21 protein-coding genes are annotated in these 22,351 nt (G+C 57.5%); 16 read left to right on the top strand and 5 right to left on the bottom strand.

The window, feature by feature from the left end; genetic code table 11:
* Window positions 1–11 precede the first annotated feature (11 nt).
* Window positions 12–2,180 carry a DNA helicase RecQ gene (recQ, locus tag ACAW74_RS12045; RefSeq protein WP_370698451.1) on the bottom strand — a complete coding sequence of 723 codons (2,169 nt, stop codon included), beginning with the start codon at window positions 2,178–2,180 and terminating at the stop codon, window positions 12–14.
* 246 nt (window positions 2,181–2,426) lie between these two features.
* On the opposite strand from recQ, the gene ACAW74_RS12040 reads away from it, so the two are divergent.
* Entirely contained in the window at window positions 2,427–2,975 is a 549-nt protein-coding gene (locus ACAW74_RS12040) for a hypothetical protein (protein WP_370698450.1), read from the top strand.
* A gap of 129 nt (window positions 2,976–3,104) precedes the next feature.
* Window positions 3,105–4,832, top strand: coding sequence for a GMC oxidoreductase (locus tag ACAW74_RS12035; RefSeq protein ID WP_370698449.1), 1,728 nt, complete (start codon window positions 3,105–3,107; stop codon window positions 4,830–4,832).
* 18 nt (window positions 4,833–4,850) lie between these two features.
* On the opposite strand, the gene ACAW74_RS12030 is transcribed toward ACAW74_RS12035, so the two are convergent.
* Entirely contained in the window at window positions 4,851–5,783 is a 933-nt protein-coding gene (locus tag ACAW74_RS12030; RefSeq protein ID WP_370698448.1) for a PhzF family phenazine biosynthesis protein, read from the bottom strand.
* A gap of 145 nt (window positions 5,784–5,928) precedes the next feature.
* On the opposite strand from ACAW74_RS12030, the gene ACAW74_RS12025 reads away from it, so the two are divergent.
* The 7 genes from ACAW74_RS12025 to ACAW74_RS11995 all read left to right on the top strand — a co-directional run bounded on the left by ACAW74_RS12025 (window position 5,929) and on the right by ACAW74_RS11995 (window position 13,131).
* A complete protein-coding gene (locus ACAW74_RS12025) occupies window positions 5,929–6,375 on the top strand; it encodes an SRPBCC family protein (protein WP_370698447.1) in 447 nt (148 codons plus the stop codon).
* Between the two features lie 110 nt (window positions 6,376–6,485).
* Entirely contained in the window at window positions 6,486–7,055 is a 570-nt protein-coding gene (locus ACAW74_RS12020) for a (2Fe-2S)-binding protein (RefSeq protein WP_370698446.1), read from the top strand.
* A gap of 129 nt (window positions 7,056–7,184) precedes the next feature.
* The gene (locus ACAW74_RS12015) at window positions 7,185–9,557 is read left to right on the top strand and encodes a xanthine dehydrogenase family protein molybdopterin-binding subunit (RefSeq protein WP_370698445.1); all 2,373 of its coding nucleotides are present in this window, start codon (window positions 7,185–7,187) and stop codon (window positions 9,555–9,557) included.
* Window positions 9,558–9,669: 112 nt separating this feature from the next.
* Complete coding sequence (locus tag ACAW74_RS12010) at window positions 9,670–10,473, top strand: FAD binding domain-containing protein (protein ID WP_370698444.1); 804 nt, start codon at window positions 9,670–9,672, stop codon at window positions 10,471–10,473.
* Window positions 10,474–10,615: 142 nt separating this feature from the next.
* Entirely contained in the window at window positions 10,616–11,554 is a 939-nt protein-coding gene (locus ACAW74_RS12005; RefSeq protein ID WP_370698443.1) for an AAA family ATPase, read from the top strand.
* Between the two features lie 39 nt (window positions 11,555–11,593).
* Entirely contained in the window at window positions 11,594–12,001 is a 408-nt protein-coding gene (locus tag ACAW74_RS12000; protein WP_370698442.1) for a GNAT family N-acetyltransferase, read from the top strand.
* A gap of 8 nt (window positions 12,002–12,009) precedes the next feature.
* Complete coding sequence (locus ACAW74_RS11995) at window positions 12,010–13,131, top strand: vWA domain-containing protein (RefSeq protein ID WP_370698441.1); 1,122 nt, start codon at window positions 12,010–12,012, stop codon at window positions 13,129–13,131.
* Between the two features lie 91 nt (window positions 13,132–13,222).
* On the opposite strand, the gene ACAW74_RS11990 is transcribed toward ACAW74_RS11995, so the two are convergent.
* Window positions 13,223–13,882, bottom strand: a complete 660-nt coding sequence (locus ACAW74_RS11990; protein WP_370698440.1) for a peptidoglycan DD-metalloendopeptidase family protein — start codon at window positions 13,880–13,882, stop codon at window positions 13,223–13,225.
* A gap of 131 nt (window positions 13,883–14,013) precedes the next feature.
* A complete protein-coding gene (locus ACAW74_RS11985; RefSeq protein WP_370698439.1) occupies window positions 14,014–14,451 on the bottom strand; it encodes a DUF2846 domain-containing protein in 438 nt (145 codons plus the stop codon).
* A gap of 172 nt (window positions 14,452–14,623) precedes the next feature.
* On the opposite strand from ACAW74_RS11985, the gene ACAW74_RS11980 reads away from it, so the two are divergent.
* The 5 genes from ACAW74_RS11980 (at window position 14,624) to ACAW74_RS11960 (ending at window position 20,281) form a co-directional block, all read left to right on the top strand.
* Window positions 14,624–15,478 carry an SDR family oxidoreductase gene (locus ACAW74_RS11980; protein WP_370698438.1) on the top strand — a complete coding sequence of 285 codons (855 nt, stop codon included), beginning with the start codon at window positions 14,624–14,626 and terminating at the stop codon, window positions 15,476–15,478.
* Between the two features lie 112 nt (window positions 15,479–15,590).
* Entirely contained in the window at window positions 15,591–16,454 is an 864-nt protein-coding gene (locus tag ACAW74_RS11975; protein ID WP_370698437.1) for an SDR family oxidoreductase, read from the top strand.
* Between the two features lie 185 nt (window positions 16,455–16,639).
* Complete coding sequence (locus ACAW74_RS11970; RefSeq protein WP_370698436.1) at window positions 16,640–17,929, top strand: sialidase family protein; 1,290 nt, start codon at window positions 16,640–16,642, stop codon at window positions 17,927–17,929.
* 117 nt (window positions 17,930–18,046) lie between these two features.
* On the top strand, window positions 18,047–19,399 hold the full coding sequence (locus ACAW74_RS11965; protein ID WP_370698435.1) for a cytochrome P450: 1,353 nt from the start codon (window positions 18,047–18,049) through the stop codon (window positions 19,397–19,399).
* 30 nt (window positions 19,400–19,429) lie between these two features.
* On the top strand, window positions 19,430–20,281 hold the full coding sequence (locus ACAW74_RS11960; protein WP_370698434.1) for an SdiA-regulated domain-containing protein: 852 nt from the start codon (window positions 19,430–19,432) through the stop codon (window positions 20,279–20,281).
* Between the two features lie 95 nt (window positions 20,282–20,376).
* Here ACAW74_RS11960 and ACAW74_RS11955 read toward each other — a convergent pair whose 3' ends face one another.
* Window positions 20,377–20,922 carry a hypothetical protein gene (locus ACAW74_RS11955; protein ID WP_370698433.1) on the bottom strand — a complete coding sequence of 182 codons (546 nt, stop codon included), beginning with the start codon at window positions 20,920–20,922 and terminating at the stop codon, window positions 20,377–20,379.
* A 155-nt stretch (window positions 20,923–21,077) separates the two neighbouring features.
* Between ACAW74_RS11955 and recO the strand changes: the two genes are divergently transcribed.
* Window positions 21,078–21,770, top strand: coding sequence for a DNA repair protein RecO (gene recO / locus ACAW74_RS11950; protein WP_370698432.1), 693 nt, complete (start codon window positions 21,078–21,080; stop codon window positions 21,768–21,770).
* Between the two features lie 119 nt (window positions 21,771–21,889).
* On the top strand, window positions 21,890–22,330 hold the full coding sequence (locus tag ACAW74_RS11945; protein ID WP_370698431.1) for a hypothetical protein: 441 nt from the start codon (window positions 21,890–21,892) through the stop codon (window positions 22,328–22,330).
* Window positions 22,331–22,351: the final 21 nt, after the last annotated feature.

Genomic DNA, 22,351 nt, shown 5'->3' with positions numbered 1-22,351 from the left:
GCGCTCAGCACCTACCGCTCCATCAGTGCGATAGTCAGGTTGATCTTGCCGTAATCGTACTTGCCTTCGAGGTAATCGAAGACAGGCTTGGTGCGGTTTTCCTCGATGCCCACAGTGGCGATAGCGGCTTCGATTTCGCGGCGTTCAGCGGGGGTAATCAGGCTGGTCAGGTCGATAGAGTAACCCGCCTGCGCCAGTTGAATCAGGTGATTCGCGATGCTCGATGGACCTAACTGCCGTTCCTGTGCCATCTGGGCGATGCTCAGGCCGCGCTGATAAAGCTCGAGCGTTACGAGTTGGGTGGCACCTTTGAGCTTGGTGCCTTCACTTGCTTTCCCGCGCATAAAATCGCCGATCTCGGCCAGGAATGCCTCGCCAAACATCTCCAGTTTACGCTCACCTACCCCCGACACATTGCGGAACGCTTCGGGTGTGGTGGGTCGCTGCCGGGCCATGTCTTCCAGCGTCGAGTCGGTGAAGACCACGTAGGGCGGCACGTTCTGGGCATCGGCAATGCGTTTGCGCAGCGCCCGCAGCCGCTCGAACAACTCGTCGCGCGTGCCTTCGGTGCGGGTACGTGTCGCTTTCTCGACCACCGGCTTGGGTACGTCGTCGGGCCGGACGAGGCTGATGGTTTTGTTCCGAAACAGCACGTCGTCGGCCAGCAGCCCCTTCCGCAACGCGTAGTGGTTTTCGTAGGCAATCTCGATGACGCCGATGTTGATGAGCTGATGCAGGTAATTGCGCCACTCCTCAAACTTCAGGTCGGCCCCGGCGCCATACGTCTTGATCTTGTCGTACCCCTGCGACACAATAGCGTAGTTACGCGATCCCCGCAGCACGTCGATAAGCGTGTTCATCGGCACGCGCTCGCCCAGCCTGATAATGGCCGACAGGGCTTTCTGGGCAATCACGGTGGCGTCGAAGGTCACGCGCGGGTTACGGCACACGTCGCAGTTGCCGCAGGGTTCGGCGAGTTGTTCCGAGAAATAGGAGAGGAGAATCTGCCGCCGGCAAGTGTTGGCTTCGGCATACTGCTGCATTCGTTCCAGCTTGGCGAGCTGCACCTGTAGGTTGGCCGGGTTGTTTTCCGTCAGCATCTCCTTATAGGTGGCTACATCGGCGAAGCTGTAGAACAGCACCGTTTGCGAGGGGAGGCCATCGCGGCCAGCGCGGCCAATTTCCTGGTAATAGCCCTCGATATTTTTGGGCATGTTGTAGTGCATCACCCAGCGCACGTTGCTCTTGTCGATGCCCATCCCGAAGGCAATGGTGGCGCACATAATCCGCACGTCGTCGCGCAGGAAGGCTTCCTGCACGCGAGCGCGTTCGTTGGGGTCCATCCCGGCGTGGTAATACGCCGCCGAGTAGCCTTTCTCGATCAGCTTGGCCGCTACCGACTCGCACGATTTGCGGCTGAGGCAATAGATAATGCCCGACGTATCGGGTTTGAGGCTCAGCAGTTTGGCAATCTGCCCGATGCGGTTGGTGCCGGGCAGCACCTGCAAACTCAGGTTGGTGCGGTTGAACGAGTCGATGAAAACGGCCGGGTCGTGCATAGCGAGCCGGTCGGCGATGTCCTGCCGCGTAAGTCGGTCGGCAGTAGCCGTAAGCGCGATGATGGGTACGTTGGGGAACCACCGCCGCAGCGTGTTCAACTGCGTGTATTCCGGCCGGAAATCATGCCCCCAAGAGGAAATACAGTGCGCCTCGTCGATGGCGAACATCGAGAGTTTCAGGCTGTTGAGAAATGTATAGAACGACTCTGAAAGCAGTTTTTCGGGCGATACATAAAGGAGTTTTATCTGTCCTTTGCGGCAATTTTCTTCCACCGCCCGCATCTCTTTCACGCCCTGCGAACTGTTGATAAAGGCCGCCGCAATGCCGTTGAGGTGCATGGCTTCGACCTGATCTTTCATGAGCGCAATTAGCGGCGATACAACCACGCAAAGCCCCGGTAGCATCAGCGCCGGAATCTGAAAACAGACCGATTTGCCACCGCCCGTCGGCATCAGCACCACTGTATCGCGCCCGCTCAGAATCGACCGGATCACGGCCTCCTGCATGGGCCGAAAGCGGTCGTAGCCGTAGTAGCGTTTCAGGTACACAACGGGGTCTCCGAGGGAGTCCGGCGCCGTGGCTGAATGGGTTGCAGGAAGGGGTGTGGCGTCAAAAAGCATACGGCGGATAAGCTGTGGTCTACTACGTAAAGATACAAAAAAGGCGGCAAAGGCGGGTAGTCAATCGGGCACTGTCGGGCAGCGGTTCGATTGGGAAGACTGGAAAAAAATGGGCCTTCAGTCGACGTACCTGGCGACGTAAGAGTTGTCTTAAAATCTGCTTAAGTCATTGCGATCCTGCAACTTTTCATCCACCTTGCCGTCTGAGTACTTGAGTAAAAACAAGCGTACTAAACCGACAAAACCATGAAAAAATTGCTGCCCGTACTAACCCTGCTATTGGGGCTACTCACTGCTGTCAACGCGCCTGCGCAGGACGACAAACCGAAGAAAGAGAAGGTCAAGAAAGAGAAGGCCGACAAAAAGGCCGAGAAGGAAGATAAGAAGGAGGCTAAGGCGGATAAAAAAGAAGCCAAAGCCGACAAGAAAAAGGCGAAAGCCGAAGGCGACCCTGTAGCGGCTGCCGAAGCCAAGGCGGACAAGAAAGCGGCCAAAGCGGACAAAAAGGCCGAAAAAGAAGACAAGAAGACTCAGAAAGAAGATAAGAAAATGGCCAAAGAGGCCGATAAAACGGGCAAAAAAGACAAGGAGCTCGTGGCCGACAAGGCGGATAAGAAAGCGGCCAAAACAATGGCTAAGGCCGAAACCAAAGCCACGCCTGCCGACTACAAAGCCCCCGTTGATCGCTCAATGAAAGGCCCGAATGGCGAACCAGTCATGACCGGTCCGCGAGGAGGCAAATATTACATCAATAAGAACGGTAACAAGACGTACCTGAGCAGCCTGCGCGACTAAGACTTGCTGGCCTGGTAGAAAAACGGTTCAGCCGGACATTGCCCCTATTTCGGCAATGTCCGGCTGAACCGTTTCGTTTTAATCATTAGACATTGATTGGCCGCCTCTTTTGACCCAAACCCCACCGCTATGTCTGTTACGCCCACGCCACAGCTTTTCCAACGTACCCAGGCACCCGCTCGGTACGACGCCATTGTCATTGGCTCAGGCATTAGTGGTGGCTGGGCGGCGAAAGAACTGACACAGAAAGGGCTGCGCGTGTTGTTGCTCGAACGTGGGCGACCCGTCGAACACATCAACGATTACAAAACCGCGCTGACACCCAGCTGGGAAATGCCGCACCGGGGTCGCAAAACGGTGCAGGAAGCCGAGGCGTATCGACTCACCTCGCGTAACTACGGAGTCGATGAATTCAACAAAGGATTCTACGTCAGTGAAATCGACAGCCCCTACGTACAGACACAGAACGAAGACTTCGTGTGGGCGCGGGGGCATCAGGTTGGGGGGCGGTCGCTGACATGGGGGCGGCAATGCTACCGCTGGAGCGACCTTGACTTTGGTGATAACCTCCGCGACGGTCACGGCACCGATTGGCCCATCCGCTACAAAGACATCGAACCCTGGTATACCTACGTTGAAAAGTTTGTGGGCATCAGTGGGTCGAAAGAAGGACTGCCGCACCTGCCCGACAGCCCCGAATTTCTGCCGCCGATGGCCATGAATTGCGTGGAGAAACACGCCGCCATGCAGATCGCCAAAACCTACCCCGATCGTCGGCTCATCATCGGGCGCGTAGCTAACCTGACGGCCCCCAAGCTGGGGCGCGGCCCCTGCCAGTATCGGAATGCCTGCGATCGCGGTTGTCCGTTTGGTGGCTATTTCAGCAGCAACGCCGCCACCCTGCCGGTTGCTGCCGCCACCGGTCGGCTCACGCTGCGCCCCTACAGCATCGTGACGCGGCTGTTGTATGACGACACAAAAAAACGGGCAACGGGCGTGGAGGTGCTCGACGCCGAAACGGGAGCCATGCATGCCTATCAGGCCCGGTTGATCTTCGTCAACGCCAGCACGATTTCGTCTACTCTGATCCTGCAACAGTCGACCTCGCCGCGTTTTCCCAACGGTTTGGGTAACGATTCGGATCAATTGGGCCGTAACCTGGTGACGCACTCGAAAATCAGCGTGGGAGGCCGCTATGATGGTTTTCTGGATCAGTATACCTATGGCCGACGTGCCAACGGCATCTACGTACCCCGGTTTCGGAATGTCACCCAGCAGCATGCCGATTTCCGGCGGGGGTACAATTATCAGGGTGGGGGTAGCCGCCCACGTATCGACGTGAACACACCCGTCGAGGGGCAGGCCTTCGGCGCAGCCTGGAAAGACGCCCTGCCGTACCCTGCCGACCAGTGGAGCCTCGGGCTGACGGCCTTTGGCGAGATGCTGCCCGATCCGAACAACCGCGTTCGGCCTAGCGCCACAGTGCGCGACAAGTGGGGCCTGGCCGTGCCCGAAATAGACTTCAACTGGTCGGCCAACGACTATGCCATGATGGCCGATGCCGTGCGCGAAGGCCGGACCATGCTTGAACAGATCGGTTGTCAACAGATCACATCAGATCCCCCCCGCGCCATCCGCTCGACGGTGCACGAAATGGGCACGGCCCGCATGGGTCGAGACCCTAAAACGTCGGTACTGAATGCCCATAACCAGGTGCATGCCTGCAAGAATGTGTTCGTTACCGACGGAGCCAGCATGGCATCGGCTTCGTGCGTGAACCCGTCGCTCACCTACATGGCCCTCACCGCCCGCGCCGTGGATCACGCCGTTCGGGAAATGAAGCGGGGAACGCTCTGATGCTAGACCTTATAGGTTTTAGAAACCTATAAGGTTTGGTAGCGCCCACTCACCCGCCGCCACATACTGCACCTGCCCGCCAACTTGTAAATCATACGTACCTGACTCGGTGATCGAACCCGCGAGTTCCAGCAGCGACGGTCGTCCGATTTCGTAACCCTGCTCCACACGTACCTGAACGGCGCCATCCCCGTAAATGCCGTTTTTGAGCAGATAAGCCAGCAGGCAGGAGCCCGCGCTGCCCGTTGCCGGGTCTTCGCCCACCCTGCCCTGTTCCAAACAGAACATCCGAGCCGCCAGCTGATTATCAGGTGAATACGACTCCTGGCTAACCACATACAGTGATGTGTGGAGTTGGTTGGGGCTATTAGTTTTATGAAGCTGATGTTGCAACAGCCAGGCTTCGAACGTACCCACATCCAACTGCACTCGGCGCAGCGCGTCCAGCGACCGCACCGGCACCACAACGTAGTCAAGCCCCGTACTCACCCACTCAATGGGCCATTGGTCATCAACCAAGTCCGGTGGCAGGTTGAGCAGTTGAGCCACATCGGCGGGCGAATAGGTCAGGCCGAAGCGGGGTTGAGCGGCGGTCAGCCAGGGAGTAGCGCCTTCCCAACGTACCTGAATCGGGCCCACGGCCAGTTGCAACGTCAGCGGCACCGACCCGGTCTGAAACAGGCGGTTGGCGATCACCCACGACGTACCCAGCGTAGGATGCCCGGCAAAGGGAACCTCGTATTCGGGCGTGAAAATGCGCACGTCGAACCCGGCATCCAGCGAACCACCCATGACAAACGTAGTCTCCTGAAAGTTGATTTCGCGGGCCATCGCCTGCATGTGTGCGACGGTCAGGGCTGTGGCCTGACGGGCATCAAACACGGCCAACTGATTGCCTTGATAGGGTGCAGCCGCAAAGACGTCGACCAGGTAAAAGGGAAGCACAGACATAGGCTAGACAGCTCGATAATCGGTTAAAAATCCGTTCACTATCGTTTGTGAGAGTATCTTGGATGTTATCGAAAAATTATAATTAAATAATTGCATATTTATACCTTTTACCGCCAAGTACAGCCCTTTCCATCTTTACATACGTATGCAACTTACTGGTTCCCACGTCGTCAACGCGCCTGTACAAACTGTTTGGGCTATGTTGATGGATACCGACGTGCTGGCGCAGATTGTGCCCGCCGTGTCGCGCCTCGAAAAGGTCGCTGAAAATGAGTATAAAGCCATCGCCGAGATCAAGATGGGGCCTGTTAGTGGGTCATTTTCGGGCTCACTGTCGCTGGCCGACATTCGCGAAAATGAGGGCTATACGTTGCTGGTGAAACAGAACAGCAAAATCGGCAACGCCGACGCGACCGTAAACATGGCACTGAAACCCGTTGGCGATAGCCAGACCGAGGTATCGTTCGATGGCAACGCCCGGTTGTCCGGCTTGTTGGCCCGCACCGGTCAGCGCGTTATCTCCGGCGTAGCCACCACCCTGACCAAACAGTTCTTCGAGAACCTGGAAGGCGCTGTGGCGAATGGACAATGAATACTGTACAATGTACAATGGCTTCGTCTGATGCTTAGCAGGGCCATTGTACATCGTACAGTATTTATTGTCCATCATCCATTATACATTAAAATAACCCCTTATTCCTCATGAAGATAGAAGTAACCGTGAACGGTAAAGTCCGTAAAGCGGACGTCGACGACCGGACGTTGCTGGTCGATTTTCTGCGAGAACACCTACGCCTGACGGGCACACACGTTGGTTGCGATACGTCGTCGTGCGGGGCTTGTACGGTGCACCTCGACGGGGCGGCCGTGAAGAGTTGTACCCTGCTGGCGGCGCAGGCCGATGGGTGCGCCGTCACCACGATCGAAGGGCTGGCGATTCAAGATAGCCCCACCACCACGCAACTGCATCCGTTGCAGGAGGGCTTTAAGGAATGCCACGGGCTGCAATGCGGCTACTGCACGCCCGGTATGATCATGACGGCGGCGGATTTACTCAAGCGCAACCCCAATCCTTCGGAACACGAGATCCGCGAGGCACTCGAGGGGAACATCTGCCGTTGCACCGGCTACCACAACATCGTGAAGTCGATTCAGTGGGCGGCTACGCACGGGACCAAACCGGAGCCCAATCAGCAGGAAGAGCCGGTCATCGCCGACGAACATCTGTTCACCAACGACGTAACAACCGGCGAGGTTGTTGAAACGCACTAAAAAACGAGTTTAACGTTTCGTGTTTGCTGTTTAATGTTCGCCGGTACAATGGCTTAGCGGGAAGCCAGGCTGGTGCCGATCGGACAACGTTAAACGGTAAACATTAGACGTCAAACTTCCTTCAGAACCATGAGCAATAAATTTATTGGCCAGTCAGTAAAGCGGCTGGAAGACAAGCGATTCGTGACCGGTAAAGGCCGGTATACCGACGATATTGTGCTGCCGGGTATGTTGCACGCGCATTTCGTCCGGAGCCCTTACGCACACGCCCGCGTGGTGAGTATAGACAGCTCGGAAGCCGCCGCCATGGAAGGCGTAGTGGCTATTTTCACCGGCGATGACGTGAAAGACGTCAACGGGGTACCCTGCGGCTGGCAGGTCAATTTCCGCAACGGTGAAACCATGCGCGAGCCCAAGCACCCGCTGCTGGTAGGCACGGGCGACACGGTCAAACACGCGGGCGATCCGGTGGCCGTTATCATTGCCGAAAGCAAGGCCATTGCCACGGATGCCGCCGAGTCGGTGGTTGTGGAGTGGGACGAGCTGCCCGCCGTGGCCAACCCGGCCGAGGCACTCAAGCCCGACGCACCCAAAGTCCACGATCAGTTCCCCGACAACGTGGCCTTCGACTGGACGTTTGGCAACCCCATCGAAGAAGTCGATGCCGCTATGGAAACGGCTGCGCACACAACCACGCTCGAATTTGTGAACCAGCGGGTGGTGCCCAATGCGATGGAACCCCGCGCCTATATCGGGTCCTACGATGAGGTGTCAGACAAATACACGCTGTATACCTCAACCCAGAACCCGCACCTGATCCGGCTGCTGATGTGCGCTTTCGTGCTGGGCATTCCCGAACACAAAGTGCGCGTGCTGGGTCCCGACGTGGGCGGCGGCTTTGGCTCGAAAATTTACCACTATACCGAGGAAGCGCTCGTCACCTGGGCGTCGAAGCAGCTTGGCCAGCCGGTCAAATGGACATCGGATCGCTCGGAGGCGTTTCTGATGGATGCGCATGGCCGCGACCACGTAACCAAAGCCGAAATGGGTTTCGACGCCGACGGCAACATCGTGGGGCTGCGCATCAAAACCGTCGCCAACATGGGCGCGTACCTGTCGACGTTTGCGCCGGCCGTACCCACGTACCTGCACGGCACGCTGTTGCAAGGGCTGTACACTACGCCCAAGATCAACATCGACATGACCTGTGTGTTTACGCACACCGTGGCGGTGGATGCCTACCGGGGCGCGGGTCGGCCCGAGGCAACGTACCTGCTCGAACGCCTGATCGACCTGGCCGCGCTCGAAATGGGCAAAGACCCGGCGCAGCTTCGGTTCCAGAACTTCATCCCGCCTTTCGATGGCGTCGAACAGCCCGGCTATCAGACACAGGTGGCGCTCCAGTACGATTCGGGCAACTACGCGCCGGTCTTGCAACGCGGCCTCGACATGCTGGGCTACGACGATTTCCGGAAAGCGCAGAAAGAAGCGGCCAATAACGGCAAGCTGCTCGGCGTTGGATTCTCGACCTACGTGGAAGCCTGCGGCATTGCGCCCTCGGCGGTGGTGGGGGCACTGGGTGCCCGGGCCGGTCTCTACGAGTCGGCACAGGTGCGCGTGCAACCCACGGGCAAAGTGAGCGTGTTTACGGGCTCCCACTCGCACGGGCAAGGGCACGAAACCACCTTTGTGCAGGTCGTAGCCGATAAGCTCGGTATCCCGATGGAAGATGTCGATCTGGTACACGGCGACTCCGACGCACTCGCCTTTGGCATGGGTACGTATGGTTCACGCTCGCTGGCAGTGGGTGGTTCGGCCATCATGAAGAGCATCGACAAGGTGCTGGAAAAAGGCGCTAAAATCGCGGCCCACAAACTCGAATGCGCCGAGGGTGACCTTGAGTACGCCGAAGGCAAGTGGACCGTGAAAGGCACCGACAAGAGCATCGGTTTCGGCGATGTGGCCCTTACCGCCTACGTACCCCACGTGTACCCCGCCGGGCTGGAACCCGGTCTAGACTTCTCGAGCTTCTACGACCCCGCCAACTTTACGTACCCGTTTGGCTGCCACATTGCCGTTGTTGAAGTGGATAAAGAAACGGGTAAGGTCGATCTGAAACGCATGATCGCCGTCGACGACGTTGGGAACGTGATCAACCCAATGATTGTGGAAGGCCAAATCCACGGCGGTCTGGCGCAGGGTATCGGGCAGGCGCTGCTGGAAGGTACGATTTACGACGAAAACGCGCAGCTCACCAACGGCTCCTACATGGACTACTGCATGCCCCGCGCCGACGACTTGCCGATGTTTGAAACCGACCGGCAGGAAACGCCCTGCCCGCACAACCCGCTGGGCGTAAAAGGTGCCGGTGAAGCCGGGGCCATCGGGTCGACGCCCGCTGTAGTCAACGCCGTCATCGATGCCCTCTGGAGTGGTGGCCATCAGGTCAAAGACATCCTGATGCCCCTGACCCCCGAACGCGTCTGGCGGGCCATGAATTAGTTCCAGTTTCTAGTTTCCAGTTTGTCGTTTTCAGTGGTGACGTTGCTGGACCTGTTTTCAGATCAGCGGCACAACTGAAAACGACAAACTAAAAACGCTAAACTCTCTTTCCATGATAACATACCCCTTCCAATATAAACGGGCCAACAGCGTGGCCGATGCGGTGGCGCTGCTGGCCGATGGCGGTAAAGCCCTGTCGGGTGGACATAGCCTTATCCCTGCTATGAAACTCCGCCTCAACGCCCCCGATACGCTGGTCGATGTGGGGCGGCTTGAGGAGCTCAAAGGCATCTCGGTCGACGGCAACGAGCTGGTAATCGGTGCTGGTACCACGCACGGCGCCATCGCGGCTTCGGCGCTGGTGCAACAGCACGTACCCATGTTTGCAGACGGAGCAGGCCACATCGGTGATCCGGCGGTACGCAACCGGGGCACCATCGGTGGCTCACTCGCCCACGCCGACCCCTCTGCCGACTGGCCCGCCATGGTCATTGCCACTGACGCCACGCTGGTGTTGCAGGGGCCATCAGGCAGCCGGTCGGTGAAAGCCGAGCAGTTTTTTACGGGGCTGTTCAGCACGGCGTTGCACGAAAACGAACTGATCACGCAGGTACGTGTGCCCATTCAGCGGGGCGCAAAAATGACGTACCAGAAGTTTTCGCAACCCGCTTCCCGCTACGCCATTGTGGGTTGCGCCGTGGTCAAACAGGCCGACGGTAGCCTGCGCATAGCATTTTCGGGCGTGTCGGAAGCGCCTTTCCGTGACAAAGCCGCCGAAGAAAAGCTGAAAGCGGGGCAGGATGCCGACGCCGCCACTGGTGTGTCGATCATGTCAGACCATTACGCCTCTGAAGAATATCGCAAGCACCTCGCCAACGTATACCTGAAGCGAGCTATGCTGGCGGTAAACTCGTAGAGACGCAATCGCAGCGGCGGACCGCCCATTGCGTCTCACCTGCGTCAGCCTTACTTTACATCGCCTTTTAGTAACACATTACAACAGTCATTGCTGACGCAAGTGAGACGCAACGGATTGCGTCTCTACAATTATGCCGCCTATGCCGCAACACACCCGCGAATCCATCCAGACGTTACTCGAAAATCAGGGCTACCAGACCGATCCTCAGATCGTGATGTCGGTGTTTCTGGCGCTGCGGCTCAACAAACCGTTGCTGATTGAAGGGCCGGCGGGCGTGGGGAAGACCGAGATTGCCAAAGTGATGGCGCGGGCGCTGAACACCGACCTGATCCGGCTCCAGTGTTACGAGGGGCTTGACGCCAGCCACGCCCTCTACGAATGGAATTACCAGCGGCAGCTGTTGCACCTGAAACTGCTGGAACTGAATGGAGCACTGACCCCCCCGCCATCAGGCCAAACCGACCAGCCCGATAAGTTGCCAGTGCTGGAAGAAACGTTATTTTCGGATACGTTTCTGCTCAAACGGCCGCTGTTGCAGGCCATTACACACCCAAAAGCACCCGTGTTGCTGATCGACGAAGTGGACCGGGCCGACGAAGATTTTGAAAGTTTCCTGCTCGAACTCCTGTCTGACTGGCAGATCACCATTCCCGAAATCGGGACCATCGGGGCTACGCACATTCCCCATGTGGTCGTAACGGGCAACCGCGTTCGTGAGCTATCAGAGGCGTTGCGCCGCCGCTGCCTGTACCTGTACATCGACTATCCCGATTACGACAAGGAACTGAGCATTATTCTGGCCAAAGTTCCCGAGATCGACGAGGCACTAGCCCGGCCCATCACCGCGTTCATGCAGGCTGTGCGGTCACTACGACTCGAAAAAACACCCGGCATCGCCGAAACCCTCGATTGGGCCATGGCGCTGGCCGCTCTCCACATTGACCATCTCGACAAAGCCATCATCAAGCAAACCCTCGGCGTGGTACTGAAAGACTGGAAAGATATGCGGCAGGTGCAACTATCGCTCAGCGAGTTGTACGAAAAAGCCGGTATCGTCTCGAAGTGGGAAAGCTTGTAGTAGTAATTTTGGGCATTTAGCTCGCTACAACTACCTTTTATGCCCACGATTCAACCCATCACGCTGGAGGAAACGTACCCACTGCGTCATGCCGTGCTTTGGCCCGACAAACCGGTCGACTTTGTGAAGGTCGATAATGACCATGAGGGGCATCATTATGGCGCGTTTCGCGAGGGTGAGTTGGTGGCGGTAATTTCGTTGTTTATCGATGGGCCCGAAGCACGCTTTCGCAAATTTGCGACCCGGCCCGACTGCCAGCGGCAGGGCGTAGGTACGTTGCTGCTGAACCACGTAATCGCGCAGGCCCGTGCGCTCGGCGCACAGACGCTCTGGTGCGATGCCCGCCTCGACACCGCTGACTTTTACCGTCGGTTTGGCATGCAGGCCGTCAGCGATACCTTCTACAAAGGACCGATTGCTTACGCTCGCTATTCAGTCGATTTATAAGCCCGCTCATGATCACGCGCCGAACCAGTCTATCACACAACATCGTAGCTTTTTGCCGGTTTCTGCGGGCCAACGGTTTGGCGGTGGGGCCCGACGAGGCTGCTACGGCCCTGCTGGCGCTGGCGCAGGTCGACCTGGGCGAACGTACCCAGCTTTGGCTCGCCTTGCGAACGGTGCTGTGTCGGCGAGCGCAAGACCTGGAGGTCTTCGACCGGCTATTTGCGCAATACTGGAAGGAACTGGAGAAGGCTGTCGACTCGAAAACAAAAGACGGTGCCAAACCCCGGCAACGTACCCAACCGAAGCAGGGGCCCGATTTTAATCAATTGAAGGCATGGCTGTATGGTAATAAACCCACGGAAGAAACCACGCTGACGACCTATTCGACACAACAAAACCTGGCCCGGCAGGATTTCTCGGCTATCGCGCCCGACGACCTACAGGCCGTGATGCAGCACATCCGCGAACTGTCGCTGACGCTGGCCCGGCGAGCCAATCGGCGGCGGCAACGTACCCAGTCGGCGCGACAACTGAACCTGCCCCGGACGCTGCGGACGAACCTGCGCCGGGGGGGCGAGTTGCTCGACCTGATCTACCAGAAGCCGCGCAAAAATCGGTTCAACGTCGTAATTCTGGCCGACGTCAGCCAGTCGATGGATCTGTACAGCACCTTCCTGATTCAGTTCATGTACGCCTTCCAGTCGGTCTACCGGCGCATCGACACCTTCGTGTTCAGCACCGAGCTGCACCGCGTCACGCAGTCACTGAAAAACCGCCCCTTTGCCGAGGCATTGCAACACCTGGCCGACACTGTAACGGGCTGGGGCGGCGGCACCCGAATCGGCCATTCCCTCCAGCAGTTCGTCGAAAACCACCTGTCGCTGGTCAACAAACACACGCTGGTGCTGATCCTGAGCGACGGCTGGGACACCGACGAAGCCACGCTGCTCACCTATGCCCTCACCAAACTGAAAGGCAAAGCACACCGGCTGGTGTGGCTCAATCCGTTGGCCGGTAACCCCACCTTCCGCCCCGACACAGCCGCCATGCAGGCCGCTATGCCGCTGCTCGACGGCTTCCTGCCCGCCCATAACGCCAACAGCCTCCGCGCGCTGGGTAGGTGGTTGTGAAGGTGAGTTTGACGTTTGGCGTTTAAAGTTTGACGTTGGCTGACGCGTTATGCTCAGGCGTCAGCCAACGTCAAACTTTAAACGCCAAACATCAAACGATAGACATCAACCTTTCAATCCCCAACCAGCGATTGGGGTCGGGGCAGCGGGAGAGCCACAGGCCCCGTTCCGACGGTTTGCAGACGCCGGGGTAGTCGCCGCGCAGGCCCAGCATGTCGTGCATCAGTTGAAAGTGCAGGTGCGGGGGCCAGTCGCCATTTTCGGGGTAGGGGCCTAGTTCAGCCAGCTTGTCGCCTGCCCTGAACGGCTGCCCTTCCTGCAAACCCGATAACGACGCCCGCGACAGATGACCGTAGAGGCTGTAGCGCGGGAATCCTTCCGTATGGTGTTCCAGAATGATCGTCGGGCCGTAGTCGGCATATTGGGCGTTGTCGCGAAAGCTATGCACCACACCATCGACCGGCGCGAAAACAGACGTACCGGCTTCGGCCCAAAAATCGATGCCGAGGTGAATCTCACGGGCTTCGTCGGCCGTCGGCGTAAAGTGCGGGCTGTTCCGGTACACGACCCGGTGTTCATTGTATCCACCGACGCCGACCACCGCTCCGGCAGCGCGTAATTGCCCGAATACATAGTCGTTAAACACGTCGATGTCGGTCAGGTTCAGCGTAGCCAGATCGGGATTGTTGGCCGAAAAATCAAGCGTCAGGTACGTATCGCGGGAAAAGTCGAAGGGGAGCAGCGGCAGCACAGTTGACAATAGAATTTTTGTTAAAAATGTTGACAAAAGATCTATTGTCAACGGCAAAATAGGGCGACGCGGCCGCTTCGAATCAAACTACGCGGAGACTGTCGCCAGAAGTGAAAAACACCCTGCTACCCTTAATTCTGCGCGGTGTTACAGTTGTCAGGCTTCATTTCGGGCAGATTCTTCTGAGCCGTTGATTCGGTTACCTCCGACAGTTCCATTTTATTCGTGAAGAAACGCGTAATCATATCGCCCTGTACATAATAGATCTTGCCTGCCTGAAGATCGAGCGTCAACTTCTCTTTGTCGGGGATGTTCAGCCCGCCAGCTACAGTGGTAAATTCGGTTTTACCCGGCGAGGTTTTGTAGATCAAATACCGTTTGTTACTGAGGCGGCAGATTTCCTGGCCGTTGGCCCGAATCGTGAAATTAAGAGCGGCTCCCGAGAACTGTTTCTTCCGGTAAAAGACCACAACGGCCTTGTCTTTTTCGGGCTGAATCGCGAGTTCTTGGGCTAAGGCTGCCGTTAGGCTCAGGCATCCAATTAAAGTAGCGGCAATTAGTTTGTACATAGTGTTAAGTAGCTGTTTAGGCAGGCAATGTACACGACAAGTCTCTTTGTTGCATGATCGCCAACCTAAATATAAAACCCACTACGTCGATAGGTTTGTCCAAACAACCGCCTCCGGTTTTCCATTATCGTTGTCAGATACACAACCCGGCCGAGCCGGTACACAACGACTTATGGACAGCTTCATTCCACCGCAGCATCAGGAACCGCATCCCGGTTTAAACACCAAAATGCTGCCCGAGCCCCAATATATCCGACATCAGTATAAAGGCGCTGATAAACTCAAGGACAAAGTGGCGCTCATCACGGGCGGCGATTCGGGCATTGGCCGCGCTGTAGCCATTCACTTCGCCCGCGAAGGGGCCGACGTGGCGATCGTTTACACCCCCACCGAAGAAGTCGACGCGCAACGCACCAAAGACCTGGTCGAAGCTGAAGGGCGGGATTGCCTGCTGCTGAGCGGTGATCTGAAAAATCCCAAGTTCTGCGAGCAGGTAGTGGAAGACACCGTGCGCCACTTTGGTAAGCTCAACGTATTGGTCAACAACGCCGGGGTGCAATACGTCCACGATCAGTTTGAGAAGATCAAGGATGAAGACCTGGTGAAAACCTACGAGACGAATATCTATTCGTTTTTCCGGGTCACGAAAGCCGCTGTGAAGCACCTGCACGAGGGTGACGCCATTATCAACACCACGTCGATCACTGCCTATCAGGGGCGCGCCGACCTGATCGACTACTCGTCGACAAAGGGGGCGATCATGACCTTCACGCGGGCGCTGTCGAGCAATCTGGCCGAAAAGAAAATCCGGGTCAACGGCGTCGCACCCGGCCCCATCTGGACGCCGCTCATTCCGTCGTCGTTCGATGCCAAAACGGTGGCGATGTTCGGTAAGGACGTACCTATGAAACGCCCCGGCCAACCCGCCGAAGTGGCACCCGCCTACGTGTTCCTCGCTTCCGACGACTCATCTTACGTAACCGGTGCCGTGCTACACCCCAACGGCGGCACGATTGTAAACGCTTAAATCCGTTTGACGTTTGCCGTCTAGCGTTTGACGTTGCCTCAGCCAATTCATATGATGCTGTGCTGCCCGACAACGTCGAACGCCAGACTTTAAACGTCAAACACCATTCATCATGGATCAAATGGAAATCCCTACCCAGGCGCAGCACCAGGATGCCCAGCCGGGTCTTGAATATGAAATGAACCCCCGCCCCATCTACATTCGGGACGACTACAAAGGGGCCGAAAAACTGGTCAATAAAATTGCGCTCGTCACGGGTGGCGATTCGGGTATTGGCCGGGCCATCTCGGTGCATTTTGCCCGCGAAGGGGCTGATCTGGCTATTTGTTACCACCCTCGTGAAGAACAGGATGCGCAGGAAACCAAGCGGCTCGTAGAAGCCGAAGGGCGGCGCTGCCTGCTCATCCCCGGCGATCTGCGCAGTATTTCGCACATCCGCGAGGCAGTAGGCAAAGTGCTCAGCACCTACAAACGCATCAATATCCTGGTCAACAATGCGGCGAACCACGTTGAGCAGAAGGAGTTTACGGGTATCTCCGATGAGCAGATGAAAGCCACGTTCGAACTGAACATCCTGGCGATGTTCCGGCTGACCAAGAACGTGTTGCCGCACATGAACGCCAACGACTGCATCATCAATACCACGTCGGTTGTGTCGTATCGGGGCAGCGAATCGCTGATCGACTACGCCGCTACGAAAGGAGCCGTTACGGCCTTCACTCGGTCGCTGTCGCAGAACATGGTCGACCGGGGGATCCGGGTCAATGCCGTTGCACCTGGCCCCATCTGGACGCCGCTAATCGTCGCGACCAAATCGCCTGAAGAAGTGGCTGAATTCGGTAAAGATGTACCGCTGAAGCGCCCCGGCCAACCCGCCGAGCTAGCCCCGGCCTATGTGTTTCTGGCCTCAGAAGATGCCAGTTACTTCACCGGGCAGGTGATCCACGTTAACGGTGGCGAAGTGGTGAATAGCTAAAGCTTCTTTCAGGTAGTGAAAGCTCCATTGGATCAGACCGATGGAGCTTTTTTTGTGAGTATTTATGCTAGTTTTGATCAACTTGTACGTTGAAATGATTGAGAATCACTAGTTAAACTATTGATTTGAAAGATTCTAAATAACGAATACCTTTGCCTTTGAAATCACACGAACCAATTACGACCATGCGTCTTCTCTTATCAATCGTGACCGCTCTGCTGCTGGCTAGTCCGGCCTTCTGCCGTCCCGGTAATCCGCTGGTGGCCGACGATACCCGCGCCGTAGCCCTGCCCGTACTAACCCAACTGCCTGCTGGCAACGTATTGCTGTCGTGGACCGAAAAAGACCCTGCCGGCAAACTGTTTTTGTATACGGCTACGTCGGCCGATAAAGGCAAAACCTTTTCGGAGAAAAATCTGGTCTACGCCGACAATGGTATCGGGGCGAGCCGCCTGATGAAACCGCGCGTACTGGCAAAACCCAACGGCACGCTGGTGGCCGTGTTTACGCTGCGAACTGAGTCAGCACAACCCGCTGCTCCTGCTGCGCCCGCTGAGAACCACGCCGGGATGAACCACGACAACCACCAACCGGCGGCTGCCGCCCCGGCTGCTGAAAAGCCCAGAGGCCGCCGCGCCCCGGCTACGACGCAGATCGTGACCTGCACCTCGACCGACCAGGGACGTACCTGGACGGCACCCCAGCCCGTCGACGCCGACAAGACGCCCAACCTGCTGCGTGGCTTCTTCGACGCGACCGTGCTGAGCAACGGTGAGATTGCCATCGCGTACCTGAAGGATGTAGCGGGCAGCACCAAACACGAAGAGCGCAACCTGCGGCTGGTGGTTACCCAGAACGGCCAGTTTCAACCCGAGCGCATCATCGACCCCGTCGCTTGTGACTGCTGCAACATCAGCATGCTGGTGGATGCCAACGGTACGCTGAACATCTATTATCGCGATAACAACGACGACATCCGCGACATCTCGCGCCTGCAATCGACCGACAACGGCAAGACGTTTTCGGCCCCTAAAAACCTGTATGCCGATAACTGGAAAATCAACGGGTGCCCACACAGCGGCCCCAGCTCGGTGCGGCTTGGCAAATCGGCGTTGGTGGCCTGGTTCTCGGGCACAACCAACAACACGGCGGGTGTGCGCGTGGTAACGCAGGAAGGCGAGCGCCTCGCGGTGGTGGAAGACCCCTCGGCCAAAAACGCTTCGCTCATCGAAGCGCCCGATGCGGGCGTGCTGGTTTGGGAGCAGGTACGTGGTGCTGGCGAAACGCCCACGACGGCCATCGCTTACCGCGTGGTGAATGCCAAAAAAGCAGCCGATATGCAGTGGCTGGCTGGCTCGGAGCAGGGCCAGAATGCAAGCGGCTTAGTGGTGGGCGACCAACTGGTGGTAGCCTACGAACTGCGCCGCCCCGGCAAACCCAACGCCCTGCAACTAGGCTATGCGAGCGTGAAATAAGCGGCGCTGCTGGCTTGTCAATAATCGTGGTCATTGGCCGCGCCTCGATCGGTGAATTCGTTGGTGAAAAGCCATGGATAACCGTAGTTGACGCGTGGCCAATGACTATTTTTGTTTATGGACGCTCCCATTCATCCCGGCCTGCCCTTTGTTGGGAACACCCTCGAAATCGCGCGTGACCCGCTGGCTATGTTCGGTCGGCTCTCTCAGCGGTACGACCGGATCGTGAAGATCAACATCGGCGGGCGGAATCAGTACCTGGTTTTTCGACCTGAAGATGCCAAATATGTGTTGCAGGAAAACCACCGCAACTATGGCCGGTCGCCCGCTTTTCTGATTCTGAAACGGTTTTTGGGCGAAGGACTGCTCACCAGTGACGGCGACTTCTGGCGGCAACAGCGGCGGCTGGCGCAACCCGCCTTTCACCGGCAGAAAATTGCGCTGCTGGGCGAAACGATGGTGCAGGAATCGGCCGCCTGGATCGACGAACTGGCGCAGCACGACCTGACGAAGCCCGTCAACATATCGCAGACGTTTATGGACGTAACCATGCGCATTGTCTGCAAGACGCTGTTCAGCACCGACGTAACGGGCAGCGATGCGCTCGATGGCCTGTCAAACGCACTTGATACGCTTAACCGGCTCGCCAACGATTCGTTGCTGTCGCCTATCAAATGGCCTCAGCACTGGCCCACGCCACGCAACATCCGCTTCCGGCAGGCCCGCGAACGGGTCGATAAACTCATTTACGGCCTCATTGCCGACCGCCAACGGACCGGCGAACGCCACGACGACCTGCTCGACATGCTGATGTATGCCGAAGACGAAGAAAACGGGCGGATGTCGGAGCAGCAACTGCGCGACGAGTGCGTGACGCTCTTCACGGCGGGCCACGAAACCACGGCCGTCTCGATGGCCTGGACAACGTACCTGCTCGCCCGTCACCCCAACGTACTGGCTCGCCTGCGCGATGAAGTCGACGCCACGCTAGGGCCTTACGCGCCAGGTACGTTGCCGCCGATTACGGCGTTTCGAACCATGCCCTACACGTTGCAGGTAGTGCAGGAAGGCCTGCGCCTCTACCCACCCGCCTGGGCGATGAGCCGGATGGCGCTGGGCGAGGATCAGATCGGCCCGTTCCGCATTCCCAAAGGCGATACGGTGCTGGTGAGCCCCTACCTGCTCCACCGCGACCCCGCCCACTGGCCCGACCCCGCCCGCTTTGACCCCGCCCGCTTCCTGCCGGAACGAGAGAAAGAACGCCCCGCCTACGCTTATTTACCATTCGGTGGTGGGCCGCGCTTATGTATTGGCAATCAGTTTGCCCTGCTCGAAATGCAGATCCTGCTGGCGTTGCTGGTGCAGCGATTCGAGGTCCAACCGGCCAATACGCGCCTTGTCAGGCCCAAACCGTTGATTACCTTGCGCCCGAATCGCCCCATTGAGTTACAACTAACGGCCCGACCCTGAGCCGATTCGCTGGAGCGACGCTTCCTAACTATGCGCCTTAATTTGCTTATTGCCAGTGTACTGGTGGCGGCCGCCTGCCAGCCTGCGAAGAAAAAACCCGCCGAAACCACACAGACGGCGGTCGTCAGTGCGCCCATCCCGTATGCACTCGACCAGCCCACCGAAACCCACAAACTCCCCGGCGATCTGCGCGAGATTTCGGGCCTCAGCTATTACAAACCGGGCAAACTGGCCTGTGTGCAGGATGAGCTGGGCGTGGTGTTCATCTACGACACACGTACCCACGCCGTGGCCGATGAGCACATCTTTGGCAAAAACGGCGATTACGAAGGCGTCGAGTTTGTCGACGGGCAGTTGTACATCATGCGTAGTGACGGCGAACTCTACCAGATGGAGCCACGTGACGGCGTCAAAATCATCGGCGGCAGCCCACAAACGCGCCACGTAAAAATCGACCTGCCCGGCAAAAACGACATGGAAGGCCTGGGATACGACCCGCAGCTCAACGCGCTGGTGCTGGCTACCAAAGACGGGAAGGGTTCCGACAAAACGATTTACCTCTACAGCCTGCAACACAAGACGCTGTTTCAGGGAACGGTGCTGAAACAGGACGACATCCGCGCCTTTGAGCCCGGTATGGCCGAATTCAAACCGTCGGGAATTGCGGTTCACCCCAAAACGCGTGATTACTACGTGCTCTCAAGTGCCGCGCACCGGTTGCTAGTGATGACGCCCTCAGGCAAGGTGAAATCGGTGGTGCCGCTCGATGAGAAGCTGCTGCGTCAGCCCGAAGGCATCTGCTTTGCCCCCGATGGCACGCTCTATATCGCCAGCGAAGGCGACGGCAAAAAAGGCGTCGTGCTGGTGTATAAGGCGAAATAAACCGTCCAAGGTTGATTGTCCAAGGTCCAACGTAGTAGACGCATCAGCAATACGCCTGCGTCAGCTACGTTGGACTTTGGACATTGAACGCTCTGTCAAAATCGCAACGTACCCCCCACACCGACGGCATACGTACCCAGCGGGGTGGGGGAGAGGGCGGCTCCGACGCGGTACTCGGCGCGGGGCACCTGCCGGAGCATGGTGTTGTAGCGGGCCACGGCCTTGTTAACCTGCGTATTGGCGATGATTACCGTACCGAACGCCAGCACTACGCTGCCGCCGTAGACCGTCCAGTATTCGCCCGAATTGAACCCGACGGATTTGGTCCGGGTGAAGAAATAAACCAACGGCACCAGCGCCGTAAGTCGGCTCACGGTCGTCCAGGTGCGGTAGTTGCGGTAATGCCGGTTGACAAGCGGATCGTTGAGTTCAAAGAAAGGAATCTCCAGCGAGGCGGCCGACGTGAGGCGTTTGCCCCCATAGAAATACACGCTACCGATTGCCGACGAGCCGATGGCCCGTTCGATGGGTCGTAGGTGCGCCGGAACAGGCGTAGTGCGATAAAAGGACGTATCGCGTTGCGCGTAGCCCGACAGGGCGACGAAGAGCAGCAGCCAGCCAGTAAGAAGAAAAGCTTTCAACGGGAAATGGTAGGTTAATGGTCACTGCCTTGTCCAACGCGTAGCCGAGGCAGATTGTTGCTTAAGCAGCCAATTGGCTGGTAAGCCGGGCCATAATGGTACTTTTTACCCGCTTCGGTTGTTGATAAACTAGCGTCACTGCGTCCCGTTTGCTCATGCTGCACAAAACCCAGGGCATTGCCCTTAGCTACATCCGTTACCGCGAATCGTCGATTATTGCCCGCGTCTATACCGAAGCGTTTGGTCTGCAAAGCTACATCATCAACGGGGTGCGGTCGGCCAAGAGCAAAACCAACCGAATTGCTCTCTACCAGCCGCTAACGCTGCTCGACATGGTGGTGTATTACAAGGAAGACCGCGACCTGCACCGAATTTCGGAGGTAAAAACGCCTTATCCATTTCAGCACATTCCGTTCGAGGTGGCCAAGTCGAGCATCGCCCTGTTTGTGACCGAAATGCTCACCAAAACGTTGAAAGAAGAAGCCAGTAACCCGGCGTTGTTCCGGTTTTTGCTGACGTCGATCGTGTACCTCGAAGAAGCCACCGAGCAGTACGAGAATTTTCATCTCGCGTTTCTGCTGCAACTGGCGTCGTTCCTTGGGTTTGGCCCCGAAAGCGCAGATGAGTTCGAGGCGCAGCTTCGCGAGCATTCGGTGCCGTTCCTGGCCGACGACACCATGAGCGAGGCCGTTAACACTTTTCTGAGCCAGCCTATTCACACGCTGGTTCGGCTTAATCGGGCTCAGCGCGCCGACCTGCTCGATGGCCTGGTGGCGTACTACCGCATCCATTTCGATAACCTCGGCGAGGTAAAATCGCTGGCCGTGCTGCGTGAAGTCTTGGGATAACGTACCCAGCCGCCACCGTTTTATAGCGTGTCATTAATCAACCGGGGTGCTGATGTTTGTCAGCCGCTGACGCTGGCGGGTGGGGTAGTTTTGAGGCTAACGAACTGCCTCCTCTGCTAATGAACTCGTTCCTGTACGTAACCGATGGCTCGGTCGATGACGCGCTGCTGCTACGAAACTGGCTGGACAACCAGCCTCAGCCCCTGTTGCGCCTGACCGTGGTATTGCCCTACGACCTGACGCCAGATCAACCGCTGCATAAGGACGGCCTGCGCCCGGCCAAAGCCGCCGCTGATGTTCGTTTGCAACAATGGGTTACCATGCTGGGCGATGTCAAACTGGGCAATCTGACTACCGAAACGCTACTGGCCAATTCTGCCCATGCGATAACGCTGCATTTACTCATCCGGCCCTACTATGGCTGGCTCGTTGCTGACCGGGATGTAGTCGAAACGATGGCCGATGTGCTTCCCCGAACACGTACCCAGCCTGTCTGGCTCGCTCCCGGCGACACGATCAGGCTAACAACCATGCCGGTACTCAACGGCTACAACCACTGACCAAAGTCACACGGTAAATTG

The sequence above is a fragment of the Fibrella musci genome (genome assembly GCF_041321105.1).
GTDB lineage: Bacteria > Bacteroidota > Bacteroidia > Cytophagales > Spirosomataceae > Fibrella > Fibrella musci.
Note: the sequence above shows the minus strand (reverse complement) of the source record. Positions and strands in the feature narration are given on the sequence as shown.

Excerpts from the sequence above, each read along its gene's own strand:
- ACAW74_RS11980 (WP_370698438.1), top strand. The coding sequence starts at position 14,624 with ATGGACAGCTTCATTCCACCGCAGCATCAGGAACCGCATCCCGGTTTA.
- ACAW74_RS12005 (WP_370698443.1), top strand. The coding sequence starts at position 10,616 with ATGCCGCAACACACCCGCGAATCCATCCAGACGTTACTCGAAAATCAG.
- ACAW74_RS12020 (WP_370698446.1), top strand. The coding sequence starts at position 6,486 with ATGAAGATAGAAGTAACCGTGAACGGTAAAGTCCGTAAAGCGGACGTC.
- ACAW74_RS12000 (WP_370698442.1), top strand. The coding sequence starts at position 11,594 with ATGCCCACGATTCAACCCATCACGCTGGAGGAAACGTACCCACTGCGT.
- ACAW74_RS12015 (WP_370698445.1), top strand. The coding sequence starts at position 7,185 with ATGAGCAATAAATTTATTGGCCAGTCAGTAAAGCGGCTGGAAGACAAG.
- recQ (WP_370698451.1), bottom strand. The coding sequence starts at position 2,180 with ATGCTTTTTGACGCCACACCCCTTCCTGCAACCCATTCAGCCACGGCG.
- ACAW74_RS11945 (WP_370698431.1), top strand. The coding sequence starts at position 21,890 with ATGAACTCGTTCCTGTACGTAACCGATGGCTCGGTCGATGACGCGCTG.
- ACAW74_RS12010 (WP_370698444.1), top strand. The coding sequence starts at position 9,670 with ATGATAACATACCCCTTCCAATATAAACGGGCCAACAGCGTGGCCGAT.
- ACAW74_RS12030 (WP_370698448.1), bottom strand. The coding sequence starts at position 5,783 with ATGTCTGTGCTTCCCTTTTACCTGGTCGACGTCTTTGCGGCTGCACCC.
- ACAW74_RS11965 (WP_370698435.1), top strand. The coding sequence starts at position 18,047 with ATGGACGCTCCCATTCATCCCGGCCTGCCCTTTGTTGGGAACACCCTC.
- ACAW74_RS12035 (WP_370698449.1), top strand. The coding sequence starts at position 3,105 with ATGTCTGTTACGCCCACGCCACAGCTTTTCCAACGTACCCAGGCACCC.
- ACAW74_RS11975 (WP_370698437.1), top strand. The coding sequence starts at position 15,591 with ATGGATCAAATGGAAATCCCTACCCAGGCGCAGCACCAGGATGCCCAG.
- ACAW74_RS11995 (WP_370698441.1), top strand. The coding sequence starts at position 12,010 with ATGATCACGCGCCGAACCAGTCTATCACACAACATCGTAGCTTTTTGC.
- ACAW74_RS12025 (WP_370698447.1), top strand. The coding sequence starts at position 5,929 with ATGCAACTTACTGGTTCCCACGTCGTCAACGCGCCTGTACAAACTGTT.
- ACAW74_RS11970 (WP_370698436.1), top strand. The coding sequence starts at position 16,640 with ATGCGTCTTCTCTTATCAATCGTGACCGCTCTGCTGCTGGCTAGTCCG.
- recO (WP_370698432.1), top strand. The coding sequence starts at position 21,078 with ATGCTGCACAAAACCCAGGGCATTGCCCTTAGCTACATCCGTTACCGC.
- ACAW74_RS11985 (WP_370698439.1), bottom strand. The coding sequence starts at position 14,451 with ATGTACAAACTAATTGCCGCTACTTTAATTGGATGCCTGAGCCTAACG.
- ACAW74_RS12040 (WP_370698450.1), top strand. The coding sequence starts at position 2,427 with ATGAAAAAATTGCTGCCCGTACTAACCCTGCTATTGGGGCTACTCACT.
- ACAW74_RS11960 (WP_370698434.1), top strand. The coding sequence starts at position 19,430 with ATGCGCCTTAATTTGCTTATTGCCAGTGTACTGGTGGCGGCCGCCTGC.